Genomic DNA, 11,889 nt, shown 5'->3' with positions numbered 1-11,889 from the left:
GGCCGGTGTGTCCTCGCGCCTACACCGATCTCCTCGGAAACCGGGCGACCCGTCCGATCCCCCGGCACCGGGACCTGTTCACGTGACCTGTCCGAATCCCCTTCCGCCCCCTGCGGAGCGAGCGTTTGGGCGTCACGAAGGGAATCGCCACGACTACGAGTTCTCACAGAAACGCCTCCGCGATCGGGCCCAGCGCCATGGCCGGGAAGAAGGTGAGTCCGGCGACCAAGACGATGGTGCCGGCCAGTAGAAGTCCGAACAGCACGCCGTGCGTGGGCAAGGTCGACGGGTCGTTATCGACTGTGGTGGAGCGTGTCTCGGTACGGACGGCAACCGCGGTACCACCGTTTGCGCTCGCCTCCGGGGTTCCGGGGAGTACCGGGTCGCCCGGCTCGGCCGTGTCGGCGAGATCGCCGCGTCCGGCCCGCGGCTTCTGCCGCGCCAACAGACCCGCGAGTGCGAGGACGAAGATGATCGGAAGCATCCGCCCCAACAGCATGGCGTAACCGAGCGAGGTCTGGAACCAGTCACTGGTCACGGTCAGCCCGCCGAAGGCACTCCCGTTGTTGTTGGCGGCAGACGCGAACGCATACAACACTTCGCTGAAACCGTGGATCGAACCGGCTGTGCCGGGCTCGTCGCTGTTGCCCTGGAATCCGGTGGTGGACCCCAGGATCACCGTGATCCCGGTTCCCACAAGGACCAACGCAGGCATCACCAGGACATACAGTGCGGCCATGGTGATCTCGTGTTGGCCGATCTTCTTGCCCACGAATTCCGGTGTGCGACCGACCAACAGGCCGGCGACGAATACGGTGATGATCGCCATCACCAGGATGCCGTAGAGCCCCGAACCCACCCCGCCGGGCGCGACCTCGCCGAGCAGCATGTTCCACAGGACGGCGCCACCGCCCGCCGCGGACAGACTGTCGTGTGCGGAGTTGACCGCCCCCGTCGACGTACCGGTGGTGGAGACCGCGAACAGCACCGAACCCGGTATGCCGAACCGTAGTTCCTTGCCTTCCATCATCGCGCCGGCCGCCCGGGCCGCCGCTCCGTCGGTGCGCGACTCGAAGATCCACACGATGGTCAGCATCGTCGCCCACAGTGCCGCCATGACCCCGACCAGGGTGAGGCCCTGACGCCGATCACGGACCAGGGTGCCGTAGGTGCGGGTCAGGCAGACCGGGATCGCGAGGATCGCGAGGATCTCCACGATGTTCGACAACGGGGTCGGATTGGAGAACGGGTGTGCCGAGTTGGCAGCAAGCGTTCCGCCACCGTTGGTGCCGAGCTCCTTGATCGCCTCCTGAGAGGCGAACGGCCCGACGACACTGTGCGCCTGTTGTCCGTCGAGCGTCGTGAAATCGAAACCGGTGTGGAACGATTGGACGGCACCCTGGGTCAGCAGGATGAGCGCGACGATGAACGCCATCGGCAACAGAATGCGCATCACACCGCGGACCAGATCGACCCAGAAGTTACCGAGTTCTCCACTACCCCGACGATTGACGATGCCGCGGATCAGAGCCACCGCGACGGCCATGCCGACCGCCGCGGATACGAAGTTCTGCACCGCGAGCCCGAGCATCTGGGTGATGTTGCTGATCACGACCTCCGGCGAGTACGACTGCCAGTTCGTGTTGGCGACAAACGAGATCGCCGTGTTGAACGCCATCGCAGGCGACACCCCGGGTTTGCCGTCCGCCCACGGCAACACGCCCTGCAGCCGTTGCAGCAGATACAGCAGGAGGAACGAGATGAACGAGAAGGCCAGCACGGCAAGGGCATAGCCCTTCCAGGTCTGCTCACGACGCGGATCGATCCGGCCGAGTCGGTACAACCAACGTTCGACCGTCAGATCGCGGCCACTCTCGTACACCCGGGCCATGTAGTCGCCGAGGGGGACATAGAGCGCGGCCAACACCACGATCACCATTGCCAGCTGAGCCACGCCGGCCACCGTCGCGGACACGTCAGAACCTCTCCGGCGCGACGAGCGCCACGATCAGATAGACCACGACCGCTGCCGCGAGCGCCACCAGAACGACGTTCGTCACGCCGTCGGCGGTCATCGACCGATCCTCGCGTCGATTCCACGGACGGTCAGCAGGCACAGCACGAAGCCCACGACCGCCGCGACCAGATACAGCACGTCAGCCACTTCCACTCCTCGTCATCGCTGCTCCCGGTGCGCTGCCCGCGCCGGGTGCGACTGACAGGATCACCCCACCGGGTGGGGTGGACGAGTGGTCTTAACGGGATTCATACGGGCATCGTCGACTTCTTGACGACCCGTATGCACGCCGCAGAAAACGCGGCCGTTCCGACGCCGCTCACGAGGCGCCCAGCGCAGGACACCTCGGTGTGAGCGTCAGATCAGACGATGGCCAGGGCTCAGGGCGTCGCGACGGTGATGGCGAGACCCACCGTGCCCGACTTACCGCGCCGCAAGGCGCTACCCTTGACGACCAGTCGGCCGATGAGGCCGTACTTGCCGATGATGTGGCGTCGGACCCGCTCGGTACCGGCCGCATCGAGGATCTGTGCGGTCGCGTTCACCGGATTCCCGTGCACCGTGCTCCCACGGGCGTCGGATGCCTGCACCACCACGTGCGGATCTCGCCGGATGCGTTTGACCTTCCACGAGTCCGACGGCGTCCACATCAGGAGTTCGTCGCCGTCGGCCACCGCCCACAGCGGCGACGACACCGGAGTGCCGTCTTTGCGATAGGTCGTCAGCACGACGTACTTCGCCTGTGCCACATCTCCGAACGGGTTGTCCACGGCGTCGGTCATGTCCCTCAGGCTACGCGGGCGAACAGCGACTGCCCATCATGTGCGCAGAGGGAATCTGCGACGAGCCCGGCGTCGGTGAGGGTGGCCCATGCGGTGACCTGATTCGCGGACAACACCGGTTTGCCCAGTTCCGCCTCCATGATCCCCAGGATGTCGTAGGTCCACAGGTTGGTGCAGGACACGAAGATCGCGTCCGCATCCGGATGGTCGGCGGCGCGGATGAGCTCACAGGTGACCGGGTACGGAATGGTCCAGATCTGGTGGTCGCGTCCGAGTTCCGCGTGTGCGATGACGCTACGACCGGCTTCGGCGAGGAAGTCGCACAGCAGGCCGGTGAGCGTGGACGTGTAGGGCGTGGCGACGGCGATACGGGAGATCTGCATGGCGTCGAGGGCACGGACCAGCGCTTCGGAGGTGGTCACCGCGGCGGCGGCTCCCGCCGCGAGCATGCAGTGCGAGAGCTCCCGCGCACCGGCCATGCCATAGACGAAACTGCCTGATGCACAGGCGTATCCGAACGCCCGCGGCTCCACCGCGAGCACGCTGCGCACCGCGGCGGCGACCTCGGTGTGGTTGTTGAGATCGCGACACAGGTCGACGTCGACCGGGGCGTCGAGGAATCCGGTCCTGGTGAGGTACAGCGACACCGACTCCGGCATCCACCGCCACAGCTCACGATCGAGGGCCATGTCGAACGGGCAGACCATACCGATCCCCACCTGCTGCTGCGGTGGGATGTCAGGGAGTTCGACCGGCCTCATGCAGGAATGATGGCATATCGTCGGATTGTCGACAATCTTGTTCGAGTGACGTTTGTGTTACCGATGTCTGCGCAGGTCAGTCACCGATCCCGTAGACGATGACGCGCTCGGGGTGAACCCGGATCAGCGCATCGTCGATTCCGTCCGTGGGGTCCGTTCCGCCGACGACCTGCTCACCCCGCCCGCGGATCTCCACCATGCGCACGCGCCACGGAGTCACCGAGGCGATGTCGTCGACCACGAAGGCCACCCTGTCGTTGTGGACCAGGTTGCGGAACTTGCGACTCTTGGTGAGATTCCAGCCGCGGATGTCGATGGTGCCCAGTTCGCGGTTGATCCGGAAGCCGACGGGGCTGTTCTGCGGTGCTCCGTGCCTGTCGACGGTGGCCAACCGGCCGAGGCGCTGGCCGGCCAGGTAATCGAGGACGTCGGCGTCGTCGAGTCGTCGGTCATCCATGACGGACACCGGCGGAGATCGGGGTGTTCTGGACGGCTGCGACCCACCACTGCCCGCCGCGTTGGACGAGCACGTACATCGCCATCTCCGAGAAGCCTCCGGCACGTGCGCGTCGGCGGATCTGAGTCACCACCACACCGGGCGCCGGCGTGATGGTCTGTGCGACCTCGAAGTCCGACGCAGGCGCCACACCTTCGGCCAGGAGTCGGTGATGGATGGTGTTGAGCTTGCGGTAGCCCTGCAACACTTCGCCTTTGGGGGTCCCCCACAGGATGTCGTCGGTGAACATGGCGTCGTAGACGTCGGCCGCCCCGGTGTCGAGCCCGTCCTGCAGATGCGCGAGCAGTGCGTCGACCGCGATCGGGACGGGCGATGGTGCCCGGTCGACGGCGGGCCGATCGAGTGCGCTTCGTGTGTTGGTCATGGACGCGACGCTAAGACCTCAAGCGCGCTTGAGGTCAAGCACACGAGTCAGTTGCGCCGTACCTTCGCACGCGCATCGGTGACCGCGGTGCGCGTCACGCACTCGAATGCGTGATCGTTGACGATGCCGCTGGCCTGCATCAGGGCGAACATCGTCGTCGGGCCGACGAACCGCCAACCGCGCTTCTTGAGTTCCTTGGACAGGGCAACCGATTCCGGCGACGTCGTCTGGGTGTGCGGTTCGGGTTCGGTCGCCGGCTCGTACCCCCAGAAGAACGTATGCAGCGATCCCTCGCCGTCGATCAGATCTTCGGCGCGGCGTGCATTGTTGATGGCGGCCTCGATCTTGCCGCGGTGTCGGATGATGCCGGCGTCGGCCAGCAGCCGCGACACGTCGGCGTCGGTGAAACGGGCGACCTTCTCGATGTCGAAACCGGCGAAAGCCGCTCGGAAGTTCTCCCGCTTGTTCAGGATCGTCCGCCAGCTCAGACCGGACTGGAAGCCCTCGAGCGTGACGCGTTCGAAGAACGCAGTGTCGTCGGCGAGTGGAAAGCCCCACTCCTCGTCGTGATAGGTGGTCTCGGGCTCGACCGCGGCCCACGCACACCGGGTCACTCCGTCGCCGTCAGTGATCACGTTCGCCATGTCGGCCAGCCTATCGTCGGCGCCCGACAACCCGGTCGCTCCGCGCGTAGACCGAATTCGCTCCCCGGTTTCGTGTTCGCTCCTCAGATCCGAGGAGCGAACACGAAACGAGGGAGCGAACAGCACGCGTACACCAGCGGTGTGATCCGGTCCCGGCGACCACGCCCTCATCTACCGTGGGGAGGCGTGAGCGCCCACGACTACGTCCTCAACTCACCGTCCACCTTCCTGCCCGACGCCCTGCGCGGATTGGTCGCCGCCCACCCGACCATCGCCTGGCAGCGCGATCCGGGGTTCCTGCACCGTCGCGACCCCGACGACACACGGCGCGTCGCGGTCATCTCCGGTGGTGGATCGGGCCACGAACCGATGCATGCCGCGATGATCGGCGACGGCATACTCGACGCCGCCTGCCCCGGGCTGGTGTTCACCTCTCCCAACGCGCTGCAGATCGCGGGCGCCACACGGTGGGCCGACCACGGCGCCGGGGTACTGCACGTGGTGAAGAACTACACCGGTGACGTCATGAACTTCCGGATCGCGCGTCATCTGCTGCGCGACGAGGTGGCCACCGACCACGTCCTGGTCGACGACGATGTCGCTACCGAATCCGACACCGGACCCGGTCGCCGGGGCACGGGTGCCACGATTCTCGTCGAAAAGATCTGTGGCGCAGCAGCACTGCGTGGTGACACGCTGGCCGAGGTCGCCGCTCTGGGTCGGCGCGCAGCGGCCGACGCACGCAGCATCGCCGTCGCCTATCAGGCATGCACGCTGCCGGGCTCCGACGCACCGACGTTCGAACTCGCTCCGGGACAGATGGAGTTCGGCGTCGGGATCCACGGCGAGGCCGGCACCGAGAGGACCGACAAGGTCGACGCGGCAGAACTCGTCGACCGGATGGTCGACAGGGTCGCGGAGTCGTTGTCGTTGTCCGACGGCGAATCGGTTGTCTGCCTGGTGAACGGCCTCGGCTCGGCGCATCCGCTGGAGTTGTATCTCGCCTTCGGCGAGGCGGTCGCTGCGCTCGACCGTCGCGGCGTCACGATCGCGAGGTCCATGGTGGGCACATTCGTCACCGCGCTGGACATGTCCGGCTTCTCGATCACCCTGATGCGCGCGCACGACGAGTTCCTGCCGCTGCTCGACGCACCGACCACGGCCCCGGCATGGCCGTCGACGGTGCCGCAGCCGTCGGGAACGCTCGTCGACACCAGCACCGCCGAGCCCGGCGACGCCGCAGACGAGGGACCCGAATGTCGTTGGCTGACCGCCTTTGTCCAACGCGTGATGGAGTCGATCGACGATCTGACCCAGCTCGATCAGCAAGCGGGCGACGGGGATTTCGGCGCGAACATGAGTGCCGCGCTCGAGCATTTCGTGCTGCCGTTGCGCGGTTCGGATGCCGAGGTCCTCACCGCGATCAGTACGTCGTACCTCGTTCGCGCCGGCGGCACCTCGGGCGCTGTGTTCGGGGACCTGTTCCGGGAGTTGGCCTCTGCATTCGACCGCGCGGACGATTTCACGGCGGCCCTTCGGGACGGCAGCACAGCGGCACTTGCCGAGATCCAGGATCTCGGTGGTGCCCAGGTCGGCGACAACACGATGGTCGACGCCCTCGCACCTGCCGTGGATGCCCTGGGAAACGCCGAAACACTGCGCGCCACCGCCGATCGGTCCGAGCAGGGAGCGGAGTCGACGCGTGAGACCATCGCGACCAAGGGTCGCGCCAGCTACGTCGGGGAGAACGCCCGCGGCGTCGTCGATCCCGGCGCGCTGGTCATCGCCTGGTTGTACCGGGCCGCCGCCGAGACCTGACCGGCCGCCGACGGCACCACCGGCAACCGAAAAGTCCCCGTGACCGGCGCCGAGGGGTTTCCTCGGAGCACCATCACGGGGACGATCTCGGTCGAGATCAGCCGAGCACCAACGACTCTCCGTCGGCGCCGACATTGACCGGTACCACGTCACCGTCGTGGATGTCGCCGGCCAGCAACGCCTTCGCGAGACTGTCGCCGATCGACTTCTGCACGAGCCGCCGCAGCGGCCGGGCACCGTAGAGCGGGTCGAAACCGCGTTCGGCCAGCCATTCCTTCGCCTTGGACGACACCTCGAGGTCGAGACGTCGTTGGGCCAGACGATACTTGAGCTGTCCGATCTGGATGTCGACGATGGACACCAGTTCCTCCGGGCTCAGCGCGTCGAAGACGATCACGTCGTCGAGACGGTTGATGAACTCCGGCTTGAACCGACTACGGACCGCCGTCATCACCTGTTCCTTGTCTCCACCCGCACCCAGGTTGGACGTCAGGATCAGGATGGTGTTGCGGAAGTCGACCGTGCGTCCCTGACCGTCGGTCAGACGTCCTTCGTCGAGCACCTGCAACAGCACGTCGAACACATCCGGATGCGCCTTCTCGATCTCGTCGAAGAGCACCACCGTGTACGGACGACGCCGTACCGCCTCGGTCAGCTGTCCCCCGGCCTCGTAGCCGACGTAACCCGGAGGGGCACCGACGAGTCGTGCAACGCTGTGCTTTTCGCCGTACTCGCTCATGTCGATCCGGACCATGGCCCGCTCGTCGTCGAACAGGAACTCCGCGAGCGCCTTGGCCAGCTCGGTCTTGCCGACGCCGGTGGGGCCGAGGAACATGAACGACCCGAGCGGACGGTTCGGATCCGCGACACCCGCACGCGCACGCCGCACCGCATCGGAGACCGCCTGCACGGCATTCTTCTGACCGATGACCCGGTGTCCGAGTTCGTCTTCCATGCGCAGCAGCTTGGCGGTCTCACCTTCGAGCATGCGTCCCGCGGGAATGCCGGTCCACGCCGACACGACCTGCGCGACATCGTCGGGGCCGACCTCCTCCTGCAGCATCACGTCCTGGCCGGGATCGGTACCGGTCTTCTCCAGCGCGGCCTCGAGACTTTTCTCCAAGCCGGGGATCTTGCCGTAGCGCAGTTCCGCGGCGCGTCCCAGATCACCGTTGCGCTCGGCCCGATCAGCCTCGCCGCGAAGCGTCTCCAGCTCCTCTTTGAGGTCACGGACCGCATCGATCGCCGACTTCTCGGACTGCCAACGTGCCGAGAGCTCGCTGAGCTTCTCCTTCTCGTCGGCCAGTTCCTGACGCAACTTCTCCAGTCGTTCCTTCGACGCCGCGTCGGTTTCCTTCTGCAGCGCAACCTCTTCGACCTCGAGGCGGCGGACCACACGCTCGACCGCGTCGATCTCCTCCGGACGGGAGTCGATCTCCATGCGCAGCCGCGAGGCGGCCTCGTCGACCAGGTCGATGGCCTTGTCCGGCAAGAAGCGCGAAGTGATGTACCGATCGGAAAGCGTTGCCGCCGAGACCAATGCGGAGTCGGTGATACGCACGCCGTGGTGCACCTCGTAGCGGTCCTTGAGTCCACGCAGGATGCCGATGGTGTCCTCCACCGACGGCTCACCCACGTACACCTGCTGGAACCGCCGCTCCAGAGCGGCATCCTTCTCGATGTACTTGCGGTATTCCTCCAGGGTGGTCGCGCCCACCAGGCGCAGTTCACCACGTGCCAACATCGGCTTGATCATGTTGCCCGCATCCATCGCGGACTCGCCGGTGGCGCCGGCGCCGACGATGGTGTGCAACTCGTCGATGAAGGTGATGATCTCGCCTGCCGAACCCTTGATCTCGTCGAGGACGGCCTTGAGTCGTTCCTCGAACTCGCCGCGGTACTTGGCGCCGGCCACCATCGATCCCAGATCGAGGGAGACCACCGTCTTGTTCCGCAGGGATTCGGGCACATCTCCGGCCACCACGCGCTGGGCCAGGCCCTCGACGACGGCGGTCTTGCCGACGCCGGGCTCGCCGATGAGGACCGGGTTGTTCTTGGTGCGGCGACTCAGGACCTGCACGACGCGACGGATCTCGGCGTCACGGCCGATGACCGGGTCGAGTTTGCCCTCGCGAGCGGCGGCGGTCAGGTCGGTGGAGTACTTCTCCAGCGCCTGATACGTCGACTCGGGGTCCTCCGAGGTGACCCGGGCATTACCGCGCACGGTCACGAATGCCTCACGCAGCGCTTGCGGGGTGGCCCCCGCGTTGGCCAGCAGTTTGGCGGTGTCGGAGTCGCCGGTCGCCAGGCCGGCGAGGATGTGTTCGGTCGACACGTACTCGTCGTCGAGTTCGCCTGCGAGCTGCTGGGCAGCCGTGATCGCCGCGATCGACTCGCGGCTCAGTTGCGGCTGCGCGCTTGCACTGGAGACCGTCGGTGCACGATCCACGAGTGCCTGGGCCTGCGCACGAACGCTCGACGGGTCCACGCCGACCGCCTTGAGCAGCGGTGACGCGATGCCGTCGGACTGATCGAGCAGGGCGACCAGGATGTGAGCCGGACGCACGTCGGAATTGCCAGCAGCGGCCGCGGCCTGCACGGCAGCACTCAGCGCCTGCTGTGTCTTGGTGGTCGGGTTGAAGCTGTCCACTCGCGTGTACCTTTCTCTTTAGTCCAACAGGCTCAAGTATGAGCCATTCGAGTGGTCCAACGCCAGCAAAGTTGAGCGTATTCCGCTCAAGTCACATTGTGCGGGTCCCGCTCACTCATTCTGCTCCCGCACACCGCACCGAGTCAGCGAGAACGAGGACGGGGAGCGTCAGCCGTTAGGGTCTGGTGCATGCGAGGCGACATCGTGCTGCTGACCGGGCCTCCCGGAGCAGGCAAGTCCACCACCGCCGCCGCATTGGCGGCCGGATTCGAGAAATCTGTCCATCTGCACACCGACGACTTCTGGCACTACATCGTTTCCGGCGCGATACCGCCGTATCTTCCCGAATCCGATCAGCAGAACCAGACCGCCATGCGCGCGATCGCCCTGACCACGGTCACCTACGCCGAGGGCGGGTACACGGTTGTCGTGGACGGGGTCGTGGGCCCATGGATGCTGCACCACTTCGACGCCGCCGTGCGCGAGGCCATCACGGTCCACTACCTCGTCTTGCGCCCCTCCCGCGAGACGGCCCTCGCGCGTGCCGTCGGCCGAAGCGGCCCCGACGACCTGACCGACGCGGAACCGATCCTCGCGATGTGGGACCAATTCGCCGACCTCGGCAACCTCGAGCGCCACGTCCTCGATACTGGCGACCAGACACCCGGACAGACGCTTCAGATGGTCCGCGATGCCGTGGCGGGCAGCGCATTTCGCCTCGCGTCACCGGACTGAATCCAGATGCACAGCAATAGTCCGCGCATCCCGCGGATTATTGCTGCCCCTCGAAGTCGGTCAAGGCGCGGTGAAGGTTCCGATCCCGGGCAGAGAGGGTTGCCCGGCATTCGGGTACGCGGCGGAACCGGTGACCTGAACGGTCACGATGATCTGTCCACTGCCGGTGCGGACCTTTGACACCACGGGTGTGGGATTCAGGTAGTAGGGGCAGGGTTTCACTGTCGTGACACCACTACGGCCCGTCGCGGTATTGAGATATCCGATGCGTACCAGCGCACCGGCGGCCGAACTCGAACAGATCGACGGACTCGCAGGCGCCGAGAACGCGGTTTCGCCGCGTATACCGGTGGTCGCCGCGGTGACGTTGGCGAAGTAGGGACCAGGAACGACCAGGCCGCTGACCGCAACCGCACTGGCCGGTATCTGGTAAACGGGGACAGGCGCCGCGTGTGCCGCACCGACCCCGGTGGTGACAGCTCCCGCCACCGCGAGGGCGCCGATGGTTCCGATCGTCCTTCGCATGCAAGTCTCCTCGGGCAGAACGGATGACAGACCCCACGGAACGCCCCCGACGGAATCTTGACCGTTTTATCCGATTTCGCCGGTCGCGCGTTACTGCCACCCACAAAACGGCAGGACGCGTCGCGCCAAATATCTCGATGAACCCGGTTTCACAGCAGGAATCCATGGCCGGACCGACCGGAGCACGTTCGTCGACACCTGGCATGCTGTCGGTGACGACCGCAGTACCTGCCCCCCGGAGGTCCGGACACGATGAGTGACAAGAGTTATGGACCCATCACCCAGGTCGCCTGGGTGGTCGAGGACATCGCGGCCACCGAAGAGCTGCTGACGGGGCTGTGCGGCGCAGGCCGGTGGATGCGGATGCCGAATGTGGAGTTCGGCGCCAACTGCGAATACCGCGGCAATCCAGCCGATTTCGTGACACATGTTTCGCTGTCGTATGTCGGCGACATGCAACTCGAACTCATCGAGCCGGTATCGGGCGAGAGCGTCTACACCGAGTTCCTGGCACGCAGCGGCCCGGGGCTGCATCATGTGTGCTTCGAACCGGAGGATTTCGACAATGCGGTCGACGACGCACGAGGACGGGACATCTCGATTCCTCTGCACGGCGAGATCGGTGACGGCACGATGCGTTTCGCGTATCTCGATTGCTCGGCAGCGGGTGTCCCCTACATCGAGTTGGCGGAGATCTCGCCGACGATGCGCGCGTTCTACGCGGAGATCAAGGCGAACGCGCACCGCGACTGACCGCATTATCGCCGATATCTCCGGAGTACACGCCGGAATCGGGTTGTTCCTCGAAATGACGCCGCTGCGATTCACGATGCCGCAAGATGTTGTGATTCCACCACCTGCTCGAGGAGGATCACGATGGCTTTCATGTCTCTGACCGCTGCGTGGCGCCGGTGTGCGGGAGCGCACCCCTTCCGTCGACATGCACCACTCACTCCGGAGGAACGCCACAATCTCGCGATGTCACAGCGTCCGGTGGCGATGGTGACCGCGTCTCTCGGGGGCCACCCCAGCTCATCGGGGTATCGGCGCTAGCGAGCGAATGGGCTGCACGGGTT

At 65.8% G+C, this 11,889-nt stretch carries 12 protein-coding genes; 3 read left to right on the top strand and 9 right to left on the bottom strand.

The genetic code is table 11. The features are described 5' to 3' along the window. Positions 1–163: 163 nt before the first annotated feature. The 7 genes from kdpA to AAFP35_RS24695 all read right to left on the bottom strand — a co-directional run bounded on the left by kdpA (position 164) and on the right by AAFP35_RS24695 (position 5,085). Positions 164–1,975 carry a potassium-transporting ATPase subunit KdpA gene (gene kdpA / locus AAFP35_RS24725; protein WP_419224333.1) on the bottom strand — a complete coding sequence of 604 codons (1,812 nt, stop codon included), beginning with the start codon at positions 1,973–1,975 and terminating at the stop codon, positions 164–166. 1 nt (position 1,976) lies between these two features. Then, complete coding sequence (locus AAFP35_RS24720; protein WP_419224332.1) at positions 1,977–2,075, bottom strand: potassium-transporting ATPase subunit F; 99 nt, start codon at positions 2,073–2,075, stop codon at positions 1,977–1,979. Between the two features lie 322 nt (positions 2,076–2,397). Further along, a complete protein-coding gene (locus AAFP35_RS24715) occupies positions 2,398–2,799 on the bottom strand; it encodes a PPOX class F420-dependent oxidoreductase (RefSeq protein ID WP_419224331.1) in 402 nt (133 codons plus the stop codon). Between the two features lie 5 nt (positions 2,800–2,804). Continuing rightward, on the bottom strand, positions 2,805–3,560 hold the full coding sequence (locus AAFP35_RS24710) for an Asp/Glu/hydantoin racemase (protein ID WP_419224330.1): 756 nt from the start codon (positions 3,558–3,560) through the stop codon (positions 2,805–2,807). 76 nt (positions 3,561–3,636) lie between these two features. Further along, the gene (locus AAFP35_RS24705; RefSeq protein WP_419224329.1) at positions 3,637–4,017 is read right to left on the bottom strand and encodes a PPOX class F420-dependent oxidoreductase; all 381 of its coding nucleotides are present in this window, start codon (positions 4,015–4,017) and stop codon (positions 3,637–3,639) included. Then, positions 4,010–4,441, bottom strand: a complete 432-nt coding sequence (locus tag AAFP35_RS24700; protein ID WP_419224328.1) for a DUF4440 domain-containing protein — start codon at positions 4,439–4,441, stop codon at positions 4,010–4,012. Before AAFP35_RS24700 ends, AAFP35_RS24705 begins: the two co-directional genes overlap by 8 nt. Before the next feature lie 47 nt (positions 4,442–4,488). After that, a complete protein-coding gene (locus tag AAFP35_RS24695; RefSeq protein WP_419224327.1) occupies positions 4,489–5,085 on the bottom strand; it encodes a DNA-3-methyladenine glycosylase I in 597 nt (198 codons plus the stop codon). Between the two features lie 186 nt (positions 5,086–5,271). Between AAFP35_RS24695 and AAFP35_RS24690 the strand changes: the two genes are divergently transcribed. Further along, positions 5,272–6,903, top strand: coding sequence for a dihydroxyacetone kinase family protein (locus AAFP35_RS24690; RefSeq protein WP_419224326.1), 1,632 nt, complete (start codon positions 5,272–5,274; stop codon positions 6,901–6,903). A gap of 97 nt (positions 6,904–7,000) precedes the next feature. Here AAFP35_RS24690 and clpB read toward each other — a convergent pair whose 3' ends face one another. Beyond that, complete coding sequence (gene clpB / locus AAFP35_RS24685) at positions 7,001–9,553, bottom strand: ATP-dependent chaperone ClpB (protein ID WP_419224325.1); 2,553 nt, start codon at positions 9,551–9,553, stop codon at positions 7,001–7,003. A 189-nt stretch (positions 9,554–9,742) separates the two neighbouring features. On the opposite strand from clpB, the gene AAFP35_RS24680 reads away from it, so the two are divergent. After that, complete coding sequence (locus tag AAFP35_RS24680) at positions 9,743–10,288, top strand: AAA family ATPase (RefSeq protein WP_419224324.1); 546 nt, start codon at positions 9,743–9,745, stop codon at positions 10,286–10,288. A 60-nt stretch (positions 10,289–10,348) separates the two neighbouring features. Here the strand turns inward: AAFP35_RS24680 and AAFP35_RS24675 are convergent, their stop codons facing one another. Beyond that, positions 10,349–10,813: a hypothetical protein gene (locus AAFP35_RS24675; RefSeq protein ID WP_419224323.1), complete on the bottom strand. Its 465-nt coding sequence runs from the start codon at positions 10,811–10,813 to the stop codon at positions 10,349–10,351. A gap of 252 nt (positions 10,814–11,065) precedes the next feature. Here AAFP35_RS24675 and AAFP35_RS24670 point away from each other — a divergent pair, with 252 nt between their 5' ends. After that, entirely contained in the window at positions 11,066–11,566 is a 501-nt protein-coding gene (locus tag AAFP35_RS24670) for a VOC family protein (RefSeq protein WP_419224322.1), read from the top strand. The last annotated feature ends 323 nt before the right edge of the window (positions 11,567–11,889 follow it).

Source organism: Gordonia sp. CPCC 206044, assembly GCF_048537895.1.
Classification (GTDB): domain Bacteria; phylum Actinomycetota; class Actinomycetes; order Mycobacteriales; family Mycobacteriaceae; genus Gordonia.
This window is presented reverse-complemented; position numbering and strand designations above follow the sequence as displayed.

Coding starts and splice junctions, on each gene's coding strand:
- AAFP35_RS24720 (WP_419224332.1), bottom strand. CDS start 2,075: ATGACCGCCGACGGCGTGACGAACGTCGTTCTGGTGGCGCTCGCGGCA.
- AAFP35_RS24715 (WP_419224331.1), bottom strand. CDS start 2,799: ATGACCGACGCCGTGGACAACCCGTTCGGAGATGTGGCACAGGCGAAG.
- AAFP35_RS24710 (WP_419224330.1), bottom strand. CDS start 3,560: ATGAGGCCGGTCGAACTCCCTGACATCCCACCGCAGCAGCAGGTGGGG.
- AAFP35_RS24705 (WP_419224329.1), bottom strand. CDS start 4,017: ATGGATGACCGACGACTCGACGACGCCGACGTCCTCGATTACCTGGCC.
- AAFP35_RS24700 (WP_419224328.1), bottom strand. CDS start 4,441: ATGACCAACACACGAAGCGCACTCGATCGGCCCGCCGTCGACCGGGCA.
- AAFP35_RS24695 (WP_419224327.1), bottom strand. CDS start 5,085: ATGGCGAACGTGATCACTGACGGCGACGGAGTGACCCGGTGTGCGTGG.
- AAFP35_RS24680 (WP_419224324.1), top strand. CDS start 9,743: ATGCGAGGCGACATCGTGCTGCTGACCGGGCCTCCCGGAGCAGGCAAG.
- AAFP35_RS24675 (WP_419224323.1), bottom strand. CDS start 10,813: ATGCGAAGGACGATCGGAACCATCGGCGCCCTCGCGGTGGCGGGAGCT.
- AAFP35_RS24670 (WP_419224322.1), top strand. CDS start 11,066: ATGAGTGACAAGAGTTATGGACCCATCACCCAGGTCGCCTGGGTGGTC.